Annotated in this window: 25 protein-coding genes; 12 read left to right on the forward strand and 13 right to left on the reverse strand. The window is 59.6% G+C overall.

Features of this window, described 5'->3' with window-relative positions:
* Positions 1-89: 89 nt before the first annotated feature.
* The 4 genes from LEPTO7104_RS0108215 to LEPTO7104_RS0108230 all read left to right on the forward strand — a co-directional run bounded on the left by LEPTO7104_RS0108215 (position 90) and on the right by LEPTO7104_RS0108230 (position 6840).
* Positions 90-1415: a GTP cyclohydrolase II gene (locus tag LEPTO7104_RS0108215; protein WP_017298080.1), complete on the forward strand. Its 1326-nt coding sequence runs from the start codon at positions 90-92 to the stop codon at positions 1413-1415.
* A gap of 2 nt (positions 1416-1417) precedes the next feature.
* Positions 1418-2683 carry a URC4/urg3 family protein gene (locus tag LEPTO7104_RS0108220; protein WP_017298081.1) on the forward strand — a complete coding sequence of 422 codons (1266 nt, stop codon included), beginning with the start codon at positions 1418-1420 and terminating at the stop codon, positions 2681-2683.
* A gap of 119 nt (positions 2684-2802) precedes the next feature.
* Positions 2803-3435, forward strand: a complete 633-nt coding sequence (gene upp / locus LEPTO7104_RS0108225; protein WP_017298082.1) for a uracil phosphoribosyltransferase — start codon at positions 2803-2805, stop codon at positions 3433-3435.
* A gap of 876 nt (positions 3436-4311) precedes the next feature.
* Positions 4312-6840 (forward strand): glycogen/starch/alpha-glucan phosphorylase, encoded by a 2529-nt coding sequence (locus tag LEPTO7104_RS0108230; protein ID WP_017298083.1) that lies wholly within the window; start codon positions 4312-4314, stop codon positions 6838-6840.
* 74 nt (positions 6841-6914) lie between these two features.
* Here LEPTO7104_RS0108230 and lspA read toward each other — a convergent pair whose 3' ends face one another.
* The 4 genes from lspA to LEPTO7104_RS0108250 all read right to left on the reverse strand — a co-directional run bounded on the left by lspA (position 6915) and on the right by LEPTO7104_RS0108250 (position 8806).
* On the reverse strand, positions 6915-7385 hold the full coding sequence (gene lspA / locus LEPTO7104_RS0108235; RefSeq protein ID WP_017298084.1) for a signal peptidase II: 471 nt from the start codon (positions 7383-7385) through the stop codon (positions 6915-6917).
* Between the two features lie 4 nt (positions 7386-7389).
* The gene (locus tag LEPTO7104_RS0108240) at positions 7390-7950 is read right to left on the reverse strand and encodes a biotin transporter BioY (protein WP_017298085.1); all 561 of its coding nucleotides are present in this window, start codon (positions 7948-7950) and stop codon (positions 7390-7392) included.
* Positions 7951-8153: 203 nt separating this feature from the next.
* Positions 8154-8417: a hypothetical protein gene (locus LEPTO7104_RS33195; RefSeq protein WP_017298086.1), complete on the reverse strand. Its 264-nt coding sequence runs from the start codon at positions 8415-8417 to the stop codon at positions 8154-8156.
* Positions 8418-8455: 38 nt separating this feature from the next.
* Entirely contained in the window at positions 8456-8806 is a 351-nt protein-coding gene (locus LEPTO7104_RS0108250) for a hypothetical protein (RefSeq protein ID WP_017298087.1), read from the reverse strand.
* A 194-nt stretch (positions 8807-9000) separates the two neighbouring features.
* On the opposite strand from LEPTO7104_RS0108250, the gene LEPTO7104_RS0108255 reads away from it, so the two are divergent.
* Positions 9001-9789, forward strand: coding sequence for an SAM hydrolase/SAM-dependent halogenase family protein (locus LEPTO7104_RS0108255; protein ID WP_017298088.1), 789 nt, complete (start codon positions 9001-9003; stop codon positions 9787-9789).
* 39 nt (positions 9790-9828) lie between these two features.
* On the opposite strand, the gene LEPTO7104_RS0108260 is transcribed toward LEPTO7104_RS0108255, so the two are convergent.
* Entirely contained in the window at positions 9829-10416 is a 588-nt protein-coding gene (locus LEPTO7104_RS0108260) for a DUF1997 domain-containing protein (RefSeq protein WP_017298089.1), read from the reverse strand.
* 253 nt (positions 10417-10669) lie between these two features.
* Here LEPTO7104_RS0108260 and LEPTO7104_RS0108265 point away from each other — a divergent pair, with 253 nt between their 5' ends.
* The 4 genes from LEPTO7104_RS0108265 to LEPTO7104_RS43210 all read left to right on the forward strand — a co-directional run bounded on the left by LEPTO7104_RS0108265 (position 10670) and on the right by LEPTO7104_RS43210 (position 12333).
* Positions 10670-10915, forward strand: a complete 246-nt coding sequence (locus LEPTO7104_RS0108265; protein WP_017298090.1) for a hypothetical protein — start codon at positions 10670-10672, stop codon at positions 10913-10915.
* A gap of 271 nt (positions 10916-11186) precedes the next feature.
* Positions 11187-11609 (forward strand): DUF4112 domain-containing protein, encoded by a 423-nt coding sequence (locus LEPTO7104_RS0108270; RefSeq protein ID WP_017298091.1) that lies wholly within the window; start codon positions 11187-11189, stop codon positions 11607-11609.
* 148 nt (positions 11610-11757) lie between these two features.
* Entirely contained in the window at positions 11758-12012 is a 255-nt protein-coding gene (locus LEPTO7104_RS43205; protein ID WP_196358096.1) for a DsbA family protein, read from the forward strand.
* Between the two features lie 168 nt (positions 12013-12180).
* Positions 12181-12333 (forward strand): DsbA family protein, encoded by a 153-nt coding sequence (locus tag LEPTO7104_RS43210; protein WP_155523567.1) that lies wholly within the window; start codon positions 12181-12183, stop codon positions 12331-12333.
* Positions 12334-12340: 7 nt separating this feature from the next.
* Here the strand turns inward: LEPTO7104_RS43210 and pyrC are convergent, their stop codons facing one another.
* Both pyrC and murG read right to left on the reverse strand, forming a co-directional pair.
* Complete coding sequence (gene pyrC / locus LEPTO7104_RS0108280) at positions 12341-13369, reverse strand: dihydroorotase (protein WP_017298093.1); 1029 nt, start codon at positions 13367-13369, stop codon at positions 12341-12343.
* Positions 13370-13581: 212 nt separating this feature from the next.
* A complete protein-coding gene (gene murG, locus LEPTO7104_RS0108285) occupies positions 13582-14694 on the reverse strand; it encodes an undecaprenyldiphospho-muramoylpentapeptide beta-N-acetylglucosaminyltransferase (protein WP_225886946.1) in 1113 nt (370 codons plus the stop codon).
* Positions 14695-14791: 97 nt separating this feature from the next.
* Between murG and LEPTO7104_RS0108290 the strand changes: the two genes are divergently transcribed.
* The 3 genes from LEPTO7104_RS0108290 to LEPTO7104_RS0108300 all read left to right on the forward strand — a co-directional run bounded on the left by LEPTO7104_RS0108290 (position 14792) and on the right by LEPTO7104_RS0108300 (position 17901).
* Positions 14792-15604, forward strand: a complete 813-nt coding sequence (locus LEPTO7104_RS0108290; protein ID WP_026072489.1) for a nuclear transport factor 2 family protein — start codon at positions 14792-14794, stop codon at positions 15602-15604.
* Between the two features lie 566 nt (positions 15605-16170).
* Positions 16171-17181 (forward strand): hypothetical protein, encoded by a 1011-nt coding sequence (locus tag LEPTO7104_RS41175; RefSeq protein ID WP_017298096.1) that lies wholly within the window; start codon positions 16171-16173, stop codon positions 17179-17181.
* 201 nt (positions 17182-17382) lie between these two features.
* Positions 17383-17901, forward strand: coding sequence for a hypothetical protein (locus LEPTO7104_RS0108300; RefSeq protein WP_017298097.1), 519 nt, complete (start codon positions 17383-17385; stop codon positions 17899-17901).
* Between the two features lie 169 nt (positions 17902-18070).
* Here LEPTO7104_RS0108300 and LEPTO7104_RS0108305 read toward each other — a convergent pair whose 3' ends face one another.
* The 6 genes from LEPTO7104_RS0108305 to aroF all read right to left on the reverse strand — a co-directional run bounded on the left by LEPTO7104_RS0108305 (position 18071) and on the right by aroF (position 23136).
* Positions 18071-18412, reverse strand: a complete 342-nt coding sequence (locus tag LEPTO7104_RS0108305; protein ID WP_017298098.1) for a hypothetical protein — start codon at positions 18410-18412, stop codon at positions 18071-18073.
* A gap of 40 nt (positions 18413-18452) precedes the next feature.
* Positions 18453-19052 carry a hypothetical protein gene (locus tag LEPTO7104_RS0108310; protein WP_017298099.1) on the reverse strand — a complete coding sequence of 200 codons (600 nt, stop codon included), beginning with the start codon at positions 19050-19052 and terminating at the stop codon, positions 18453-18455.
* Positions 19053-19226: 174 nt separating this feature from the next.
* Positions 19227-20501 (reverse strand): BaiN/RdsA family NAD(P)/FAD-dependent oxidoreductase, encoded by a 1275-nt coding sequence (locus tag LEPTO7104_RS0108315; protein WP_017298100.1) that lies wholly within the window; start codon positions 20499-20501, stop codon positions 19227-19229.
* A complete protein-coding gene (locus LEPTO7104_RS0108320; RefSeq protein ID WP_017298101.1) occupies positions 20498-21157 on the reverse strand; it encodes a MotA/TolQ/ExbB proton channel family protein in 660 nt (219 codons plus the stop codon). Before LEPTO7104_RS0108320 ends, LEPTO7104_RS0108315 begins: the two co-directional genes overlap by 4 nt.
* 184 nt (positions 21158-21341) lie before the next feature.
* Positions 21342-22136 carry an LmeA family phospholipid-binding protein gene (locus LEPTO7104_RS0108325; protein WP_017298102.1) on the reverse strand — a complete coding sequence of 265 codons (795 nt, stop codon included), beginning with the start codon at positions 22134-22136 and terminating at the stop codon, positions 21342-21344.
* Positions 22137-22239: 103 nt separating this feature from the next.
* Positions 22240-23136: a 3-deoxy-7-phosphoheptulonate synthase gene (gene aroF / locus LEPTO7104_RS0108330; protein ID WP_017298103.1), complete on the reverse strand. Its 897-nt coding sequence runs from the start codon at positions 23134-23136 to the stop codon at positions 22240-22242.
* Positions 23137-23253 lie beyond the last annotated feature (117 nt).

Here is a 23253-nt window from a genome sequence, read left to right on the forward strand (position 1 = left end):
GGATGGAGAGCGCCGCTGTCTGTCACTTGTGAGCGGTTTGCGGAACGAAAAGTGTGGCAGATTAGTAGTTCCTGTTACACGAGGCACCTATGAGCGAGGGTAACGGTTCGGCAGCGGGAAATGTGGCTCCCTTGGGGGCTCCCTCGGACAAACCCCTGGACAGTGCAGGCACTCCCAAGCGTCGCCACATTGTGCTGACGTCTCACCCCAGTCGGTCGGGCCTGAAAGGGGCCCCGATTCGGTGGGGTAATGGCGATCCTCTCCAGCGCGGGGCGATCGTGGCCACGGTTACCGACCCCAACCACCGCAACGCCATTGGCACCCACTCGGGCTCTTACGCGGTGTATCGTGCCCTGGCGGTAGCCAGCGGTGTGCTCCAGGCCGACCACCGGCCCGACTTTACCAATACCTCCCCCGCGATCGCGATCGGGCCTCACCCCAGCTGGGCTGACCCAGAGAAAATTGTTTCTCTGGATCCGTTTGGGGCACTGGTAGGGGATGTGTACGAGTCTCTGCTGGCTAAAGGCATCGATATTCGCCCTACGATCGCCGTCACCCGCGCCCATATTCAAATGCCAGAGCTGTTGGAGGCCGTGCGACAGGGGCAGATCAAAGAAGACGGTGCGATCGTGAAGCCGGGCGGCGACCTGGTGGTGACCAAGGCCGCCGTAGAGCCGGTGTGGTACTTGCCGGGGGTGGCCCAGCGCCTGGGGGTAAGCGAAGAGGACCTGCGCTACGCCCTGTTTGAGCAGACTGGCGGCATGTTTCCGGAACTGGTAACGCGGTTTGATGTGAAGGTGTTTTTGCCCCCGATTGGCGGTATCACGGTGTATATTGTGGGCGACCCAGACGCGATCACCGATCCGGCCCGGCCCCTGGCGGTACGCGTCCACGACGAGTGCAACGGCTCTGATGTATTTGGATCCGACATTTGCACCTGTCGCCCGTATCTCGTACATGGCTTAGAGGAATGTATCGCTACAGCTCAGCAGGGTGGCGCGGGCATTATCGTCTACTTTCGTAAGGAGGGACGGGCCCTGGGTGAGGTGACTAAGTTTTTGGTGTACAACGCCCGCAAGCGGCAGGAGGGGGGCGATCGCGCCGATGCCTACTTTGCCCGCACCGAATGCGTTGCCGGGGTGCAGGACGTGCGCTTTCAGGAGCTGATGCCCGACGTGCTGCACTGGCTGGGTGTTACCCGCATTGATCGCTTTGTGTCGATGAGCGACATGAAGTACAACGCCATTGTGCGATCGGGGATTGAGATTGTGGAGCGGGTGCCGATCCCCGACGAGTTGGTGCCGCCCGATGCGAGGGTGGAGATCGAGGCGAAGAAGGCGGCGGGCTACTACAGCGATAAGGTCGCGCCGACAGAGGAAGATTTGGCTCAGATTAAGGGGCGGGGGTTGGAGTAGGGATGGTGTCTTTAGGCAGAGATGGAGTGGTGGGCAGTGCCCGCCCTACGGCGGAGGTGGCTTACCTGCAAAGTCCGCAGGCGGTTCGCGATCGCAGCCGTGTCCTCTTTACCCTGGCCGAGGCCGATCAGCTCCAGCACTTTCGCTACCATCCCGAAGCTATGCCTGCGACGGCCGCCTACGTCCTCGACGTGATGGGGCAGCAGTACCCCGACGGCAACGTGCCCTTTCACTCCCGCTGGCGGCATTTTGAGGTGGAGGGGCGATCGCGCCTCGATCTCCTGGAGCCAGAGTTATTATCACTGGAGCCGCTGGAGCAGGCCAGGCTCAAGGTGGATTTGGCGATCGCCAGCGTGCTTTTAGATGCGGGGGCCGGCAGCCAGTGGCGGTACGTGGAACCTCATACAGGGCTGGAGTTTCAGCGATCGGAGGGGCTGGCGATCGCCAGCTTCCACAGCTTTGCATCCGGTCTCTTCTCCAGCCAGTCCGAGCGTCCCTGGCAAGCAGACGCTCACGGACTTACGCAGCTCACCGCCAAACGCCTCGCCCACGCCTTCCAGGTCCAAAGCGACAACCCGCTGCTAGGACTCGAAGGGCGGGTGGCGCTGCTGCAAAAGCTCGGCCACACCCTGCACCAGCAGCCAAAATGCTTCGGCACAGAATGTCCCCGCCCAGGGCACCTGGTCGATTACTGGCTCTCTCAGGCGACAGATAACCGCCTCTCAGCCACCACCATTTTGCAAACAATCCTCCGAGGCCTGGGGCCAATCTGGCCCGGACGGGTAGAGCTGGTAGGCGTGAACCTGGGCGACGTATGGCCCCACCCTCAACTACCTGATGCTGACCCCGGTAGCAATCTGATCCCCTTCCACAAGCTCTCCCAGTGGCTTACCTACTCGCTGCTTGAACCGCTGCAAGACCTGGGCCTGACCATTATCGATTTAGATCAGCTCACCGGCCTGGCCGAATACCGCAACGGCGGCTTATTCCTCGATCTTGGCGTCCTCAGCCTGAAAGATCCAGCTGTTGCTGACATTGCCCACCCCCCCGGCTCCCCTCTAATCGTCGAATGGCGCGCCCTCACCCTGTGCCTATTAGATGATCTGGCGACTCACCTGCGCCAAACCCTCAACCTAGACACCGCATCTCTGCCGCTGGTCAAGATTCTCCAGGGCGGCACCTGGACAGCGGGGCGTCAAATTGCGGCGGAGAAGCGCCCCGGCGGTGGCCCACCGATTCAGCTAGCCAGCGATGGCACGGTGTTTTAAAGTTCAAAATTCAAAATGGAGAATTCAAAATTTTGAACGTTGCCTTTTGAATTCTCCCCCACCTCCCCCATCCCATCCACCCATCCACTCCTCTACCCTCCCACTCCTCCACCCTCCCCATGCCTGATCTCCACCTCATCGACCATCCCCTGATTCAGCACAAGCTCACCCTGATGCGGCGGGCCGAAACCAGCACGGCCAAATTTCGCACCCTGCTGCGGGAAATTAGCCTGCTGATGGCCTACGAGGTGACGCGGGATCTGCCGCTGAAGCTAGAGACTATTCAAACCCCGATGGCCACCATGGAGGCCCCAATTCTGGCGCCGGAGAAAAAGCTGGTGGTGGTCTCGATTATGCGGGCGGGGCAGGGCATTCTTGACGGCATTCTGGAGCTAATACCCTCGGCGCGGGTGGGGCACATTGGCCTTTACCGCGATCCCCAGACGTTGCGGGTAATTGAGTACTTCTTTAAGGTGCCAGAAGATTTGAGCGATCGCGACGTCCTGGTCGTTGACCCCATGATCGCCACGGGCAATACGGCGGTGGCGGCGCTGTACCCCCTCAAGCAGGCCCAGCCGCGATCGCTGCGGTTTCTCTGCCTGCTGGCCGCCCCCGAAGGCATCGCCTACTTTCACAGCGAGCACCCCGATGTGCCCCTCTACGCCGCCGCCGTAGATGAAAAGTTGGATGAGCGCGGCTATATTTTGCCGGGTCTGGGGGATGCGGGCGATCGCCTGTTTGGTACCAAGTAGGCCAGAGTTCCCACCGACGCTAGGCTGCTACCGACAGCCAGTTAAAAGCTTGGTTACCAGTGCATACTTCCGGCCTATAAAAAAGGGCTTTTTGCCGTAATTTTTAAACAGCCATTATCTTAAATTAATCCGCAGATGTTATTTAAGGCCGTCGTTCCAAGCCGCCAGAGTTTCTTAAACCTTAGAATCAACTTGACAATAAATTGTTTAAGATAGACAGAATGTGAAGCCCAGGGGCAAAGCGCCCAGATTGAGCAACGACGGCCGGTTTATGTAAAGCTCTTCTTAACCATATTGAGAATTCTTCACAAAGTTTTCGTTACATCTCAAACGCATTACTTTCAGTGGTTTCGAGAATTTGCCTCAACAAAACCTATTCTCTGACGCACTAATTCACGCAACTTAACAGTTCTAAATCACTCGATCATAATACTTCTCTTAACATTTTTTTAAGCCTTGCCAAGGCTCTGTGCAGCAACGATTTAGGCAATGGTGGAACTTTTTCTGGGCTATCCTTAGCAATCTTTTAAGGGTTTTCGGAGGTCGATTTGAGGCGGTTTCTACGGTGCGGTACTTCCTCGTGTTGTTTTGGTAACAGTGTTTTATTCGCGGCCAGTTAAAATGGGTCCATCGCACCAAGCGCTGCGCTCAGCGTTCTTGATACAGTCTTGTTCTGACACAATCTTGTCTGACACAGCTTTGGTCGATAAACAATCCGTGTTGGGGTTTGTTGGTGTAAAGGTCTTGAGTAATTGAGATCGCATTGTCAAAGTAAATGACCCAAGTTTGCCCCTAGCCGGGCGCTTGCGGCCTCTGCTTCGAGCCTACGGGCTGCCAGCGAATTCTTGTGTGACCATTAGAGTATTAAGGGTTCTTATGGCTAAGCAATCTGTTCATCTGCCCGAGTCCAGTTCGGCCACGGCGGTACCCCTATCCCTAGCCCAAACGGGAGATGCCGTCCTCGATTCTGAGACGCAGGTGAGTCAAATCCAGCAGGCACTGGTCAATAACCTGCGCTGGGTGCAGGGCAAGGACGAGCAATTTGCCACCGCCCACGACTACTACACGGCGCTGGCCCACAGCGTGCGCAACCAGCTGCTGCAAAAGCGCATTCGCACCGCCAAAACCTACGCCGACAAGCGCGCCAAAACCGTCTACTACCTGTCGGCGGAGTTTTTGATGGGGCGACAGCTGGGCAACGGGCTGATCAACCTGGGCCTCTACGACACCATGCGCCACGCCCTGGCCGACTGCGGCCTCGACCTCGACGAACTGCTGGAGCGCGAGGCCGAGCCGGGCCTGGGCAACGGCGGGTTGGGTCGCCTGGCCGCCTGCTTCATGGACTCGCTCACTACCCTCAATCTGCCAGCGGTGGGCTACGGCATTCGCTACGAGTTTGGTATTTTTACCCAGCTGATTCGCCAGGGGCACCAGGTAGAGGCCCCCGACAAATGGCTCAGCTACGGCAATCCCTGGGAAATTGCCCGCCCCGACTACCGGGTCGAAATTAAATTTGGCGGCCACACCGAAGTCTACAAAGACGGCGACGACGACTACCAGGTGCGGTGGATTCCGGGCCAGACGGTGATTGGTATCCCCCACGATGTGATGGTGCCCGGCTATGGCACCGAGAATGTCAATATTCTGCGGTTGTGGAAGGCTGAGGCGGGGGAGGCCTTTGACCTGGGAGCCTTTAACGCCGGAGATTACTTTGGGGCGGTGGCCAGCAAAATGATCTCGGAAAACATTACCAAGGTGCTTTACCCCAACGATGAAACCCGTCAGGGCAAAGAGCTACGTCTTCAGCAGCAGTACTTTTTTGTGGCCTGTTCCCTGCAAGACATTATTCGCCTCCACCTGCGCGACCACGGCGATCTGACCAAGCTGGCCGACTCCTCGGCCATTCAGCTCAACGACACCCACCCGGCGATTGGGGTGGCTGAGCTGATGCGCCTGCTGCTCGACGAGCACCACATGGAGTGGGAAACCGCCTGGCAAATTACCCAGCGCACCTTTGGCTACACCAACCACACGCTGATGCCTGAGGCGCTGGAGCGCTGGTCGGTCGATCTGTTCAGCAAGCTGCTGCCCCGCCACCTGGAGCTAATTTACGAAATCAATCAGCGCTTCTTAGACCAGGTAAAACTGCGCTACCCCAAAGATCCCGATCGCCTGGAGCGCCTGTCGCTGATTGAGGAAGGCCCCGAGCGCCGGGTGCGGATGGCCAATCTGGCCTGCGTGGGGAGCCACGCCATCAACGGCGTCGCCGCCCTGCACACCGAGCTGCTGAAGCAGGAGGTGCTGCAAGACTTCTATGAGCTATGGCCCGATAAGTTTACCAATAAAACCAACGGCATTACCCCCCGCCGCTGGCTGTTGCAGTGCAACCCCCGCCTGGCCCAGCTGATTTCTGAGACAATTGGCGATCGCTGGATTACCAACCTGGACCACCTCAAGGATTTGGAGGCCCACGTTGACAATGCCGAGTTTCGCCATGCCTGGCAGGCGATCAAGCAGGAAAACAAGTGGAGTCTGGCCCACTACATCCGCGAAACCCTCGGCCTTGAGATCAATCCCGACTCCATGTTTGACGTCCAGATCAAGCGCATCCACGAGTACAAGCGCCAGCTGATGAACGTGCTGCACGTGGTGACTCTGTACAACCGCATGGTGCAAAATCCTGGGGATCACGTCGTGCCTCGCACGGTGATCTTTGGCGGCAAGGCGGCCCCCGGCTACGCCATGGCCAAACTGGTGGTGAAGCTGATCAACGCCGTCGCCGATGTGGTCAACAATGACCCCGTTGTGGCCGGGCGGCTGAAGGTGGTGTTTTTGCCCAACTACAATGTGTCCCAGGCCCAGCGGCTGTTTCCGGCCTCTGATCTGTCTGAGCAAATTTCCACCGCCGGGATGGAGGCCTCGGGCACCGGCAACATGAAGTTTGCCCTCAACGGTGCGCTCACCATTGGTACCCTCGACGGCGCCAACGTGGAAATTCGCGAAGAGGTCGGGGCCGACAACTTCTTCCTGTTTGGCCTCACCACCGAGCAGGTGGCGGCCTGCAAGGCCGTGGGCCACAATCCCTGGTACTACTACGACACCAATCCCGAGCTAAAGCGGGTGCTGGATGTGATTGCCTCGGGGCTGTTTTCGCCTGAGAACCCCGACCTGTTCCTGCCGATTCTTGACTCGCTGCTGGTCGACGACCCCTACATGGTGATGGCCGACTACGCTGCCTACGTGCAGTGCCAGGAGCACGTTAGCCGCACCTATGAAGACCGCGATCGCTGGACCCGCATGGCCATTCTCAATACGGCCCGCATCGGCAAATTCTCCGCCGATCGCACCATCGCCGAATATGCCCGCGATATTTGGAAGGTGAAGGCAGTTACTGTCGGGGAGTAGGTGCGTGGATGCGTAGGCGCGTAGTGCATAGGTAATCTCTACGCACTACGCACCTGCGCATTACGCATCCCTCCCTATTTAGGTGGAGGGGTTTTGAGCGCCGCAATCAGCAGGCAGGCGATGCCAATGTTGATGCACACATCGGCCAGATTAAAGATAGGAAAGCGAATCAGCCGAAAATCTAGGAAGTCGATGACTTCTCCGGCCAGCAGGCGATCGATACCGTTGCCCAGCGCTCCGCTGAGAATAAACCCGTAGCCCACCTGCTCCCAGCGGTTGGGCAATCGCGCCGTCAGCCCCAGGGCAATCAGCCCCAGGCTAACGGCCATTGACAACCACTTGAGCCACTCGCCGTTGCTGCTAAACAGGCTAAAGGCAGCCCCGCTGTTGGTCACGTAGGTGACATAAAACACCCCCGACCAGATTGGCAAAGAGTCGGGGGGGTTGGTGAGCTCAAAGGTTTGAGCTACCCAGGCCTTAGTCAGCTGATCGAGAGCAAGCCCCACCCCAGCGGCTATCCAAAACCATCGATTGCGCACTCTCATGGGCCTAATAAAATAACAGCTGCCGCAGCACCAGCGACAGCACCGCCACAGCACACACTACCACCAGCTGCCCCGGTAGAGGTAACACAGAGTAGCTCAGCAGCAGCCCCCAGTAGGAGGTCGATACGGTCTGCAACCAGCCTAGCAGGGAGGCGAGAGTCAGGTAAACAATGCCGAGTCCGTGAATAATGCCCAGCCCGCTCAGACAGCTGAGGGCAAGGGTTTCGAGTTTGGGCGGATTTCGAAAGGCCAGGTAGCCGCACACCCAACCCGCCGGTACAAAGCCAATCAGATAGCCAAAACCCGGCTCGCGCACGTAGCTCAGCCCGCCCCCCTGGGTAAATACCGGAAACTCAAATACTCGAAATAGCGCTAGCCCCAGCACCAGATAGGCAATCTGCGACAGGGCGGCCGCATTTTTGCCGCCGACGCAGCCAGTCAGCAGCACGGCCCCCACTTGGAAACTCACCCCCAGCGACACAATGGCCATGCCAGACTGCCCCCAGGTCCAGGGGGCGTTGAGAATAAAAGCCTCCATCCAGGTGGCCACAATGGTAAGAACCAACCCGATTAAGGCCCACAGTAGTTCAAATGGTGCTAGCACCGACGATGTCTTCACCCAGTAGCGGCAGCGGAGAATTAGACATTCACATTAGCAGGGTTTGTCAGAGTGGGAACGGGTTGGCCAAAAGATTTTCGCTCCATTGCAAAGGGGATTTTTCAAAGGCTTCTAGGGCTTCTGGGTGCTGCAATGCGGCCAGAAAGCGGCTACTCACCGCGATCGCCCCAGATATCCCGCTTCATCCAAAGCCAGAGGTAGATTAGGCCGAGTACCAGGCTCAGCAGCAGCAAGGTTAAGGCCCAGGAAACCTCCCCTGGCCACAGCCGCTCCAGCAGCAGCCCGAGCAGGTAGCCGCCGAGGGGCAATGCCCCAATCGACAGCGCTATGCGGCCTAAAAACGTGCTCAGGTCACTGTTTCTGGCCTTGGCCGACAGGTTAGAAAGCTCAGGTTCGTCGGTTGAATGGTTCATGGATCGTTGGATGGTTCGTAGATCAAACAGTTGTAGACCTAGTTCCAGGTGCGCTCGCCCGATTCGTCAACGCGCGCCTGACGGATGACGTCGGAAATTTCTTCGGCGTCTTTGACGTGGTGCAGAGCCTTTTGGCCTTCTTCCGGGTCATCGACCACGAAATAGGTGGGCACCACAATGCGATCGCCCGTAATATCTCCGGTATCAACGGCCACCTGCTTGGACTTCTCCTCCAGGGACTTTTCTTCTTCTACCCGATCGCCCGGATTGAGCGCGGGGCTGCCCTCTTCCATAGCTTTTTTGTGGGCGGCCTTCTGCTCGGGAGACACTTCCTCGGGGGTGAGCGGCTGGCTAATGGGCTGCCGCTGTTCAGAATTTTGAGTACTCATAGGTCGTTCCAGGTTTACAACTGGCCTTACCTTAGCGATCGCGCCGGGGCGGCAACATCGCTCTAAGGTGACAAACCCTTCTGCCGGGAGCGGATCTCCTCCCAGGTCTGCCTGCCGCCCAAGCGCCTGGCAAAATCTGCCGCAATTCCGCCAAAATAGGGATTGCCAACGGTTCTCTGCCAGGCTGCGATTTCATGCTCATTGCCCTGATCACCGATTTTGGCCTCCAGGACAGCTACGCGGGCGTGATGAAGGGGGTGATCGCTACCCTGTGCCCCAGGGCACAGCTGATCGACCTCACCCACGACCTGCCGCCGCAGGACCTCTATGCGGCTCGCTTTACGCTGCTGAGCGCCTACCCCTACCTGCCACCGGGCACGGTTTATCTGGTCGTGGTCGATCCGGGGGTGGGCACCGGCCGCCGAGCGATCGCGGTGCAGACCGCCATGGGATACCTGGTGGGGCCAGACAACGGCGTGCTCAGCGGCCTTTACGACCGCGAACCCGTGGTTGCCGCCGTAGAATTGCTCAATGCTGACTACTGGCGAGTTCCCCAGCCCAGCGCCACCTTCCACGGACGCGACATTTTTGCCCCGGCGGCGGCCCATCTGGCCAACGGGGTGCCCATCACTCGCCTGGGGCCAGCGATCGCTCCCGAGTCTCTCTCAAAGCTGCCGCTGATGCCTGCCGTTGCCACCGCAACCGGCTGGGAGGGCGCAGTGCAGTACATCGATCGCTTCGGCAATGCCGCCACCACCATTCCCGCCAGCGCGGCGGAATGTGCCCGCTGGACCCTAACTGTCGGCAAAACAACCATGCCAGGCGGCAAAACCTACGGCGCAGTCTCCCCCGGCGACGGCTTGGCCCTGGCGGGCAGCCACGGGTTTATCGAAGTTGCGATCAACCAGGGCAGCGCCCAGCAGCGGTTTGGGCTAGCGGTAGGCGATCGCGTCATCGTCACCCCATCCCCGCATCAACCGTGATGGAGACAAGTGGCCTACCCCATCCACTCATCCACCCATCTACCCTTCCACAACCCGCCCGCGCAGCGCCCCACTGGTGCGAGGCTGCGCGTGGGTTGCCGCCACCCAGGCCCGGTAGTCCTCGACTAGCTGGCGCTCAATGCGGTGCTTAATGGTGCTCAAAATGCCGCTCAGGAAGGTTTTACCGGCGCGATCGAGCATCGGAGCTGGCATAAAGCTGATCGGCGGCGGCAGCTCGATGTGAATTTGCAGATCGGCCCGGCCCTGGAGTTCGGTGTAGTGATCCTGGCGCAGGGGAGTGAGGGTGCCCTGGAGGGTCATGCCAAAGGAATCGTTGACAAAACTGAGGTAGTCAGGCCCTTTGACCTGGCAGTCTATCGACTCCAGGTGCAGGGTGCCGTCGGGCTGCGATCGCACCCGCAGATCGGCCCTCGGTTCAATGCTAATGCCCAAAAATTGCAGCGGCCTCAGGCTCAGGCGATACACTCCATCGCCCAGCACCTCAATGCGGCGCGGGTCGGTAATCGCCTGCACCAGGCGCTGGGGCTGCCGCAGGTAGTGCTCGATAGGTATAGCCTCATTGGGCACCCGCAGGCGCAAATTTTGGCTGGCGAAAAATTCTTGCATAGAAAAACGCTACCTGAAAACGGCGTACGACCCTGGGTAGATGAAGTTTTGTAACCCGTGTTTAACAATTTAGTACGCTTTTCAGAGTTCGTGGGGTTCGCCAGGCACCGTTGGGCACCCGAATCAGCCCTGCGGTCTCAGAGATAGGGAGATCCTCCCCACGCAGATTCGGCTCCTACGATTTCAGCTTTTTCTGAGAAGCCGTTACATAGAGTTACTGCTTACTAAGGGGCTTGCACCCCAGGAGACTGCAATGACGTTTACCCCTACCCATGTATTAATTTCTCGCACCAAAGAAACCCCGGTGCAGCTGGTGGCTGGGCCAAAGGGCTACTGGCTCTACACCGAAACCGAGGCGCAGAAAGGCAATACCCCCGCCTTTGAAGTGCGCCCCAAACTGGGCTTCTACTGCCGAGGCCAGCAGGTGGTGGGCTTCAGTCTACAGCCGCTGACGGCTCAAACCACGGCCCCTGCCGAAGCCACCCAGCTAGCCAAATAGCTCCCTGCCGAGGTCTCTACGCCAAGCCTGATCCAGACCAGCCTTAGCCATCGGCTGGTCTTCACCTGCCGAAAAAGCCTCAGGCCAGTAATCGAAGGCTGAAACATGCCCGCTCCCCCGCTCCCCCGCAGACAATAGTCGCCACGCTTTGTGTCGCGGTCTACTAGGGCAGGGGCTGAGTCCTTAGACTGAGCTCAAACAAGCATCCACTGGGCTTTTTTCCCTCCTTCGAGGTAAGACAATGGCTAGCCATAGCTGGCACTATTGGCCTATGAATACCGCCAACACCGCTGCCCAACTCAGAAACCTAGACCGCATCCGTCGCATCAGCCGATTGATGGACACGGCCTTCAAAATCCCCGTTTTGGGGCTAAAGATCGGTTGGGACCCGGTGCTGGGGCTAGTGCCCGGACTGGGCGATTTGATCGCTACCGCTGTGTCGGCGTACGTCATCGTGCTAGCGGCCCGATTTCGTCTGCCCAGGGGCATCTTGGCGCAGATGGTCTTCAATATTGGCCTGGAGGCCGTGGTGGGGACCGTGCCGCTGCTGGGGGATGTGTTTGACGCCTTCTACAAGTCGAACGTGCGGAACCTGAAGCTGTTAGAAGCCCACCTGCAGTGCAAGTCAACTGCGCTTGAAGAGGCAGATGGCCTCAACCTGAACAGCGTTCAGAACGGCGAAGTCTACACGTGATTTTAAAAACGTAATTTGGAAGGGCGATCACAAGTTCACATCCGATCGCCCTTCGTTTTGTCTATCAATCTGCCCCGGGGAGGTAACAGCGCCCGTCATCCTTTCATAGACTGCTGTCAGACGCTGTTAAAACCGATGAATTATGTCAATGCCTATTCCGTCTCGCCCCAGCGGGTTTCGTTTGGGGTCCGGCGATGCCCCTGTGCAGATAGAGGTCTTTGTCGATCTGGAATGCCCTTTCTCTAAAAAAGCCTGGCCCACGGTGCTGGCGATCGCGAACCACTACGAAGGCAACGGCGTTGGCATAACCGCTCACCCCATTGTGCTCTGCGATCATCGCCAGAGCTGGGATTTGACTAAGGCCGTAGTGGCGATCGCCGCAGACGATCCCCTGCGGGCCTAGACGTTTATTGGCCTTCTGTACCAGCATCAGGCCGACTACGCCCAAGCCGCCTTCGACGACAAAACCCGTCACGACCTGCGCCAGCTGATCGCAGATCTGGCTGCCAAATTTGACCCGGCCCTGTCCAACGGCGATCTGGCCCCGCAACTCAGCGATGAGGAGAGTTCGGTGGCGAGTCGAGCTAAAGCCTCTGTGCGCTACGCGATCGCGCGCGGGGTCTGGTCCACGCCGACGGTTTTCATCAACGGCAGCCCGGTGCCAAAGCTGGAGTCAGGCTCTACAATCGGCGATTGGCAGGCGGTTATCGATCCATTGCTGTAGGGACGCGCTAGGTCATTTGCCAACTCATGTCTTCCCCGGCTCGCAACGGCACCAAGCCAGACTCGCCAAAGGGCAGTTCGTCGGGAATGCGCCAGGTAGTTTTGGTCAGCGTAACCTGCGTCGTGTTGCGGGGGAGTCGATAAAAATCAGGCCCGTGGAAGCTGGCAAAGGCTTCCAGTTTGTCCAGCGCGCCCGCGCTTTCAAAGGCTTCCGCATACAGCTCCAGGGCGTGCAGGGCCGAGAAGCAGCCCGCGCAGCCGCAGTCCGTTTCTTTGCCGCTGCGGGGGTGGGGCGCACTGTCGGTGCCCAAAAAGAATTTCGGGTTCCCGGAGGTGGCGGCCTGCAAAAGAGCCTGGCGGTGGGTTTCCCGCTTCAAAATGGGCAGGCAGTAGTAGTGGGGACGCAGCCCCCCTTGAAATAGAATATTTCGGCTAAACAGGAGATGCTGCGGCGTGATGGTAGCGGCGATGTTGTCGGTTGACTGCACAAAAGCCACCGCATCCAAGGTGGTAACGTGCTCCAGAACCATCCGCAGTTGGGGAAAGCGCCGCCTCAGCGGCATCAGGTGTTTTTCGATAAACACTTTTTCGCGGTCGAACATATCGACGTCGCCGTCGGTCACTTCGCCGTGCAGCAGAAGCGGCATATCGACCTGCTCCATAGCCGCAAAGACGCGATCGCACTGGCGAATATCGGTGACCCCCGAATCTGAGTTGGTGGTGGCCCCGGCGGGGTAATACTTGACGGCTTTGACAAACTCAGCCGCCTTGGCCGCCGCAATCTCGTCGGGGCTGGTGTTGTCGGTGAGGTAGAGGGTCATCAATGGCTCGAACCGCTGACCAGTCGGCACTGCGGCCAGAATGCGATCGCGGTAGGCCGCCGCATCGGCCACCGTGCGCACGGGAGGCTTCAGGTTTGGCATGACGATGGCGCGGGCAAACTGGCGCACCGTATGGGGCAAGACAGCCCTTAGCGCGGCGCCATCCCGCAGGTGCAGGTGCCAGTCGTCGGGTCGAGTGATGGTCAGCGTGTTCATAACGTTTGCCGCCCAAGACTACGGCGTTTTTAGAAGAGAATTCCAGGGAAGAAAAACCAGCAGAGCCGCAGGGTCTATGCCCCGGGAAAGTACTCATACGATAGAGAGGGCTTTGTTTCGAGCGATCGCCTTAAGTCGCCAATGATTTCTGGGTTTGCTTTAACCAACGGATCGCTTTTCCTGTGGGAGCCTATCGCCGCAGTGGGAACAGCCTAACGGTTCAGCACAACCTGCTGAATCAAATCGGCTAGTTTTGTGGCGCTGTCGGCGGTGGCCAGACTCCCCGCAGCGGCGGCCATCGCCTCTAAGCGCTGGGGTTCTGCCAGCAGCTCAAGCACCAGGGCCTGAAATTCTGAGGCAGCGATTTGGCTTTGGTTCAGCATCAGAGCGGCATGGGCATCCTCAAAGGCTCTGGCATTCACCGTCTGGTGATCTTCTGCCGCAAACGGATAGGGAATCAGAATTGAGGGGGTGCGCGAGATGGCCAGCTCCGTCAGGGTGCCCGCTCCGGAGCGACCGATGGCCAAAGTCGCCCGGTGCATCAACGCCGCCATGGAGCCAAAGAAGGGGCGGTGAATATAGTGGGGATGGCTGAAGCTATCGGCGTCGGGGTCGCTGCTGCCGGTTTGGTGAACGATCCAGGCTCCGGCTTCGATCCAGGCTGGGGCGGCGGCACGCACCATTTGGTTGACGGCTACCGCGCCCTGGCTGCCGCCCACGACCACGATCAGCGGCACTCCGTCGGGAATGGCGGGATCGGTTAAAACGGGTGGTTCTGGGGTCAAAAACTCGTCGCGAACCGGGGTGCCGACTACGACGGTGTTGGCCTTGGGCAAATACTGACGGGCGGCCTCAAACCCCAGCGCCACGACGGTGCAGCGGGGGCTGAGCCAGCGAGTAACTTTGCCCGGCAGGGCGTTTGACTCGTGCAGCACAGCGGGCAGACCCAGCGATCGCGCCGCCAGAATTGCCGGAGCCGCAATGTAGCCCCCGGTGGTAAACACGCCGTCAAAATTCCCCTGTTTGAGCAGTCGCCGCGCCTGCACCGTAGCCTGACCAAACTTCGCCAGGGTTTTGACTGTCCCCAGCCCTGGTCGGCCCTGGAACCCGGCCATGCGCACGGTATGCAGCGGAAAATGCTCGGGCACCAGGGTGGTTTCGAGGCGATCGGGCACCCCCAGCCACTCAATGGCGTAGCCGTCTGCCCGCAGCGCTTCGGCAGTGGCGATCGCCGGAAAGAGGTGTCCACCCGTACCGCTGGCGGCCACCAGCAGCCGGGGCGCTGTCGCCTGGGAATTGGCCACGGGGGTAGATGCTTGGGACAAGGGAACACCCTCGACGCTAAAAACGCCTCTAACTATACCAACTCCCTGCCAGTTGATATAAGGTAGACGGAGTATTCCTGGCATAGAGGCGGTTAGCGTGGCTAAATTTTCGGCAAGGCAGTGGGGTCTGGGGTTGATGTCGATGGCGGCCCTGGGGTTTGGCGCTGGAGCGATCGCACCCCCCGCCCGCTCCAGCCCGCCCGTGCTGGCCCAGGCTGCCCCCGCCGAGGTGCAGCAGATGCTGACCAGTCTGGAGGCGGCCGCCAGCGCCCACGACCTGGATGCCGTGATGGCCTTTTACAGCGAGTCCTTTTCGAGTGACACCGGCTTCGACTATGGCAAACTGCGCCAAACCCTCGAAACCCTGTGGCAGAAGTATCCCGACATCGCTTACAAAATCGAGCTGCTGAGCTGGCAGGCCGATGGCCCAGGCCGCTACACCCTTGAAACCCGCACTACCGTCACCGGTCAGCAGACCCTCCCCGATCGCGTGCTGGCCCTCAACGCCGACGTCACCTCGCGCCAGCAGCTGGAAGATGGCAAAATTGCCCACCAGGAAACCCTCACCGAAACCAGCCGATTGGCCTCGGGCAGCAACCCGCCCACGCTGCAAGTGCAGCTTCCCGAAACCCTCACCCCAGGACAGTCCTACAGCTTTGACACGATTGTTGTAGAGCCCCTAGATGGGCGATCGCTGATGGGAGCCGCCGTAGATGAAGGCGTTACCGCCGAAGACTTCTTTGAACCCCGCCCGGTCGTGTTTGACCTCCTGAGCTCTGGGGGGCTGTTCAAGGTGGGCACCGCCCCCACCGAGCCCGACAGCCGCTGGGTATCTAGCGTGGTCATTCGGGAAGACGGCATGGTCGTCGAAACTCGCCGGGTACGGGTGAGCAGTGATAGCCAACCATAGCTGGCTAATTACCGACGACGGCAGACACCGCCACCATGGCACCTGGGGTATTGTGGCCCTGGTGACGGCCAGGAGCCCAACCGCCTCTGGCAGCGCTTTCCCCCGCCCCCCAGCCCGGCCATCGGGAGTTGGTAGAGGATATTTCTCAACCCCGGTGACCCGGTGGCGCTAGCCGCCAACGCCATCCACAGCCTAGAGGCCCTGGGCAACGAGCCGACAGTATCGTTTAATCTTTACGGCCTATTGATCTGGACGCCCAAACCGCTCAGCTGTTCTAATCCCAGGTTGAGCGACATCAAACCGATCCCACCATCGCTCCAGAATGCGGAATTGGCCCACCCTGAGCAGGATTACCCGCACAGAATTCATTGATGGCATAGAAAATTGTTGGGGTTTTGGGCCTGAGAGATGAAAGATTCGGCAACTTGGGGTAAACTTCAGCAGACCATTGGGGAAATGCTCTTCAGAGGCCTATTCAGCCCTGAGCTAGCTTTGCTTTAGCGCGTTCTACAGGGCCACTCAGGCCAGCTTAAAATCTCCCTTTGCCAACGCCAGGATAATTACCCATGAGCCAGGAAGAAGCCTACAGCACCGCCACCTTGACGCCCGAGGAGCCTACCCCGGTCGATCCAGACGCTCTGGTTACCACCTACGCCGACAGCTTAATCACTGAGCTATTTGACGACGTAGACAAAATTTTAGACGGTGACGAAGCTGCCCTGGCGGCGGTAGAAGCCTCGCCTGAACCCGCATCCACGGCGATCGCACCGATTGTCGATATTCCGGCTGAAGCGGCGGCACCTGTGGCGCCCCCTGAACCCCTGGCCCCCCTGGGCAGCGCCCTTGACTTCTTCCACGACGGCGACAACAAGGGTGCCCCCGCTCCAGCTAAAACCCGGATGGGTAAGCTGCTTGACCGCATGCTGCTGGCTATTACGGCCCTATCGCTGCTGGGGATGGGCGGTCTGCTGTGGTTTAGCCAGCAGAGCAATCGTTTTCCCCTGGGGCGATCGCCCGTAACAGACGCGGCCGCACACCAGTCAGATCAAGAGTTTTTGGCCTATCTTCAGCGCTCCCTAGAGGTAATTTCCGGCAAGGTTGAACGCGGCGAGCTGGGCAGCAACGCAGCCACAAGCCAGACCACCGCCGGAGCCGCCGTGGCGGCCATGCCGATGCTGCCTCCCCTGGCAACGGGGGGGCCGCCGGGGGGCCTGGGGTCTGGCCCCGTCAACGTCATTGAGCGGGTTTACATTCCTTACCAAACGGCGGCGCAGCAACCTGCAGCGGGTGCCCCGGCCCTGGTGCCACAGCCCGCAGCCGGTGCTCCCTCGCCGGTAGCCCCCGCCACCCCACCCCAGAGCACCGCCGCCGCCGCTCCTATGCATTCCCTGGTCGGAATCCTGGAGCTGGGCGATCGCTCGGCCGCCCTGTTTGAAATTAGCGGCGTTTCCCAGCGGGTCTACATCGGTGAGCAGATTGGCAGCAGCGGTTGGAGCCTGGTTTCAGTCTCCAACGAAGAAGCCGTCATCCGCCGCAACGGGGAAGTGCGATCGATCTTCATTGGCCAGCGGTTTTAGGCCCCATAGCCTGGCTGAGCTGCCTCTGCCAAACCATATTTCCCCTGCCGCCAAAGCTTTACGGAGGGATCGTTGGCGCTGGGTCCCGGTGCATCTGTTGTGCTAGCCGCGATCGCGCTGTTGGTGAGGAGGAGTCAACCGATGTCGCCTACTTTACGCTCAACTAGATTTTTCCGCCCTCCCCTGCAACGGAGGGCAACCGTGACGCTGGCTTTTTTGCTGACGGCTGCCCTGGTCGCCTGTACGTCAGGAATCGATCAGCCTGCGCCGGAGGCGTCCAGCCCCTCGTCAGATGCGGGCGATTCGGCCCCTGCCGCCCCGCCCGAAGAACTCAGCGTTGAGACCTTTACCAGTGACGACCTGTTTGCCCAGGGCGGCGGCGGTTGCGGCATGACCCTCTGGGAGCAGGAGAATAGCCAGCGATCGCAGGGATATTTGTTTTTTAACGGTCTGCCTGAGTCTCCAGACCCAGGCTTCGCCCTGATGAAACTCAACGGTGAGTTTGTTCGCTTTCGTCGCACGGCGGCAGCGGGCGAAGAGTTCTATGGGCAGCGAACCTCCCAGACCTTTATCAGCCAGGACGAGGCGACTCAGCTCCAGGTCAACACCAGCCTCGGTCAGCCGGGAGAAATTGAATCAGTGGCCGTCGAAGGCACCCTGCAACTACAGCGCAGCGGAAATACGCTGAAGATTCCTGTGCAGGGCGACGCTGGCTGCTAGGTCAGCATCATGCTCAAAAATTTGGGTTCTTATATCTTTAGCCCTAGGGCGTGCCATCAATGCTGGCTAAAATCCTGATTCCACCAGCATTGCCACGCCCCATCCAACAAACAGACTGGGGCTGTCACCGTTGATTCTTGCGCCATCAGCCGCTAATTGATGACAGCCGCTAGTAAAAAGAACGGCCCCTGGCCGTCAGCATTTTGTAGCCAAATCCCATGGCCGTCAGTGAAACGAAGAACTGCCACAGGCTGGTGGGGTTCAAAATAGCGCGGCTGCTAGCAAACACGCAGACAATGCCGAAGGCTACCGCCACCCAGCCCACAGGCTTCATTGGGGCAGGCAAAAATACCAGGGAAAAGACGCCAATGCAGAGCGAAATAACCGACAGATCCGCCGCAATGCCCCGCCACCAAGGGTAGGCATGGGTGGTAAACACAATGTTCTTGCCCAAAAAATAGATCCCCAGCAAAATTAGCGCGATACCAAAGATATGAGAGAAAAATCGCATGATGCCTCGCAATGTTGATAGCTGTAGCTTTGCAGCCTGATTAACGGTCGGAAGAGTGAATCTGCCCGGCGGGGCGCATACTCCAGGCGATGAGCAACGGAACACCAAGGCCCAGGCCCAGGTTGACGAACAACCAGAGATAAGAGGCCCCTCCACTAAATCCTTTGATGTAGAATCCCCGTCGAGTCGAGGAGAGCAGCGCATCCCAAATTAGGTGAGCGCTGACGCCAACCGATAGCCCCATGGCCCCATCGCGCACCCAGCCCGCCAGGTCTTTTTGCCAAGCAGCCAGACGAGGGTGTTGCATAAACCACAGCCAGCCAGCCAGCGCCGCCATGGGCATGAGCACCGAGTGAAACAGCCAGCTGCGATGGAGTAAGAGCCTCAGCCCCGTCCCTTGGTAGAGAGGAATATCCCAGTCGGGAAAGGCCATGTAGAAAAATGTGTTGCTCAGGAGGGGAACATCTAGCTGGCGAAAGAAAAATAACCCGCTTGCGCCCCAAATCAGCATGATGAGGAAGCAAATCGGATTGATGGTTCTGGCCGCATCGCGGGTGTAGCGCTCTAGCACCCACCAGAAGGCCATGCCGACGGCGAGGCCAACGCCAAAGTGAAGCAGCTTGTCCCAAAGAGCAGGCATGACAAAAGGGGGCTGACGAAGGAATCCATTAACCGTTATACAAACCTCTGCCTAAAGATTCCCGAATGTCTCTCCTCTCTTGGCATAGATTTCACCAACGCCTAACCTTGCAAAAAATCGCTTCGCGTCTGCATCACCTGAGCGAAACTAACCTTCTTATCTAGAGCAATTCTTTCACGGCCTCAGGGCGGCGGCGATCGCGTTTCCGGCCAGCCAGCCCGTCGTCCAGGCATTTTGAAAGTTAAACCCGCCCGTCACCCCGTCGATATTGAGAATTTCGCCTGCCAGGTGCAGCCCTGGGCAGCGGCGGCTCTCCATCGTTTTGAAGTTGACCTCGGGCAGTGGAATGCCGCCGCAGGTGACAAATTCGTCCTTGAAGACGCCCTTGCCTGCGATCGCGTATTCCCCCCGCGTCAGCGCCGTCACCAGCGCTTGCAGCTGCGCCTTAGACAGGTCGGCCCAGTTCACCTTATTGCCCAACCCGGCCCGGTGCTGAGCCAGGTACTGCCAAAGCCGCCGCGACAGTTCTGGAAACGGCGAAAATGCTGCCACCTGTCGCCTGCCCTGGTCTTGCTTAAGGGCCAGCAGCTTTTGCCGCATGGAATCCTGGGATCGCTCCGGTAGCCAGTTCACCGTCAGCGTCGCCCGGTAGCGCTGGCGGTGCAGCCCCACCGCCCCGTAGGCCGAGAGCTTGAGCACCGCCGGGCCGCTCATGCCCCAGTGGGTAATTAGCAGCGGGCCGCGCTGGGTTAGCTCAGGCGCATGCTCCAGGGCGAGGTGCAGCTGAACGGTTTCGACCGAAACCCCCGCCAGCTCGCGCAGGGCCGGATCGGGGATATTGAAGGTGAATAGCGAGGGCACTGGCGGCACCAGGTCGTGGCCCAGCTTGAGGGCCATGCGATAGCCACCGGGGCTGCTGCCCGTGGCCAGCAGCAGGCGATCGCAGCGCCAATCAACTCCGGCGCGGGTGGTGAGCCAAAAGCCATTGTCGTCGGGCTGAACTTGGGCGATTGCCTGACTGGTGTGGATCTGAATGCCCAGCCGCCGGGCCTCCCCCAGCAGGCAGTCAACGATGGTGCCCGAGTCGTCGGTGGTGGGAAACATGCGGCCATCGGCCTCGGTTTTGAGCGGCACCCCCCGCTGCTCGAACCAGTTCACCGTGTCCTGGGGCTGAAAGCGACTGAAGGGGCCGCGCAGGGCATTGCTGCCGCGCGGGTAGTGGGTCACCAGCACGGCCGGGTCAAAGCAGTGGTGGGTAACGTTGCAGCGGCCGCCGCCGGAGATTCTCACCTTGGCCAGGGCCTCGCGCCCGGCCTCGAAGATGTGGATAGAAGCCTCGGGATTGGCTTCGGCGCAGGCGATCGCCCCAAACAGCCCCGCCGCCCCGGCCCCGGCGACAATCACCGAGGCGCGGTTGGGTAAGCCCTGACCTGGAGATCCATCCCTCACGAAATTTGCCCCGGCAAGAAGACCGAAGAGCTGATCGTGCCCTGACGTTGGGCGCGGCGGTAAAGAATCTCTAGCTTGCCCCCCGCCGCTAGAATGAAAGCCCGCTGGCGGCGATAAAGGCCCTGAAATAGGTTGGCCAGCAGCAGGGCCGCCAGCGCTACTACCAGCCCCGCCGCCGTGGAGATCAGCGCTTCGCTCACCCCCGCTGTAACCCCTGTGGCGGCGGGGCCACCCGTATCGCCCAGGCGCAGGGTCGAAAACGTCTGCATCAGCCCCAGCACAGTGCCCAACAGCCCCAGCAGCGGGGCGATCCCCACCACAGTTTCAAACAGGGTTTGGAACCGCTTGAGCACGGGTAGCTCGGCCTGGGCAGCGCTTTCCAGGGCCAGACGAAATTCTTCGGGGGTGGCGTCGCCCAGGGTGAGGGCAGCCAGAAAAATACGGGCAATGGGCAGCTCCTGGTACTGCTTGAGCTTTGCGATCGCCCGCTGGGGATTTTGGCTAAAGGTATTTAGCACCTGGGGCACTAGCCCCTGCTGCTGGCGGCCAATCTGTAGCCAGAACCAGCCTCGCTCCACGGCCAGGGTCAGGGTCATCAGCGAACACAGCAGCAGGGGCCACATGACAACGCCCCCCGCCGCAAACCAGTTACCCATAGCGCAGATGCCTAACCCAAGGACCCAATTATGATACTTGCCCAGCCCTAGGGCGCGTCATCAAGTTTCGCTGCAATCCTTATTCCATAGGAGTTGCCGCGCCCAACCCAAAACCCAGGCAAGGGGCTATAATCACTAACTCTTGGGCCATTGACGATTAATTGGCGACCGCCCCTAGAGCCGCTCACATGGTGCCGGGGAAATGCTCAATCTGAGCGTAGCCGCTAAATACCAGCTGGTTGCCCTTGGTTTCGAGGCGGTTGACCCGCAGCAGAACGCCGTCTAGGTTAAAGCGCTCTAAATCGACCATGCGATTGAGCACTTCGGCAAACCCCTTAGTCAGCGTGGCCGAGATCGATAACACATCATCGGGAATGCCCTCGGGCAGAAATTCGGCGTCAGCAAAAATAATCCGCCGCCGCTTCTCGACCGACACCCTGGCCGACAGCTGGATGGGCACATCTTCGCGATTGGGCAAGTCGGTTTTAGCCGAAATTTTTACCTTCTGGTCGGGCATCAGGGTGATGTGGATATCGCGAAAGGTGACCGGATCGCCCCCCGACAGGGTGGTGACCGCTTCATCGGTTACCCCCTCCAGGTGCTGACGCACTAGCTCGGCCTCGAAGGCGCGATTAATGGCGTCTTCGTTCAGGGTCACCTGGGCCACCGCCTGGGTGGGCTGGCGCAGACGAATTTTGCCGCTGATGGCTGAGCCGACGTCGATAGACACCGCATCGGTCTCAAACATCATCTCGGCGGCCTCGAACTCTTTGCGAATTACGAGGCCGCGTCCTTCCATCCGAAAACTGTCAATAGTGCCCTGAAGGAGCTTGCTGGAGGGAGAGCAGCGAACCGCTACTTCCACAGCATCGCTGCTGCTGAACAGGTGCCGCAGCGACTGGGTAGCTACAGAGTTGATCATCCGTTCACCAAAGTCATTGGACCCTTTGGATTGAAACCCGGTAAAGCCACCGAACATAGAGGTTAGTACCAAGCTAATTCCCCCTATGTTGTAACAAAATATGAAGCCCAATGACAGCGGACATGGCTAATGCCTCCCATTGGATATGCTGATGAGACTGTCAGGCAGCCAGGGCGATCGCCCCTAAAACCCTCTCTGGCTCTGGCCTATAGCCTTCACCGCTGGCCTCCGACCGGCCCAGGCGCCGCCCCAGTGCCGCCGCGATGGGATCGAGGCTGCGGGCCAAATTAGCCATCTCCTCCAGGGTAAGGGCCTGGCGCGCATCTGACACAGACTGCTCGGGAACGGGGTGACATTCGACCATTATCCCATCGGCCCCGGCGGCGATCGCGGCCCGAGCCAGGGCCGGTACCAGTTCGCGCTTGCCAGCGGCATGGCTGGGGTCCACCATCACCGGCAGGTGGGTAATTTGCTTCAGCGCCACCACCGCCCCCAGGTCGAGGACGTTGCGGGTGTAGGTATCAAAGCTGCGAATGCCTCGCTCGCAGAGAATCACGCTGGGGTTGCCGTGGCTGAGAATGTATTCCGCCGCCATCACAAACTCTTCGATGGTGGCGGCCAGCCCGCGCTTCAGCAGCACCGGCTTGTCGATGCGGCCCAGGGCCTTGAGCAGGTCGAAATTCTGCATGTTGCGGCTGCCCACCTGCAACACGTCCACATAGTCGGCCATCAGCTCAATCTGGTCAATGGCCATCACCTCAGAGATGACCGGCATCTGAAACCGCTGGCGCAGGTCGTCGAGGATGCGCAGTCCGGCCTCTCCCATGCCCTGGAAGGCGTAGGGGGATGTGCGGGGCTTGAACACCCCGCCCCGCAGCGCCTGAACGGGCGCCTGGAGCAGTTGGTGGCCCACCTGCTCCATTTGCTCGGCACTTTCCACGGCGCAGGGGCCGCCCACAACTAGCAGGGTGTCGCCGCCCACGGCGACGGCATCGGTGAGGGCAACCACCGAGCGGTGGGAGGGATCAGATTTACGGGTCAACGTAGCGTCTTTCATGGGTTGAGAACTCAGAGTAAAGAATGGTGGACAGGTAAGCCGGGGGCGATCGCGCCCAAAAACAACCAAAAACTAAAAAACCCGAAGCTGGTGGCTCCGGGTCAGGTAAGGGGCATA

Source organism: Nodosilinea nodulosa PCC 7104 (assembly GCF_000309385.1).
Lineage (GTDB): Bacteria > Cyanobacteriota > Cyanobacteriia > Phormidesmidales > Phormidesmidaceae > Nodosilinea > Nodosilinea nodulosa.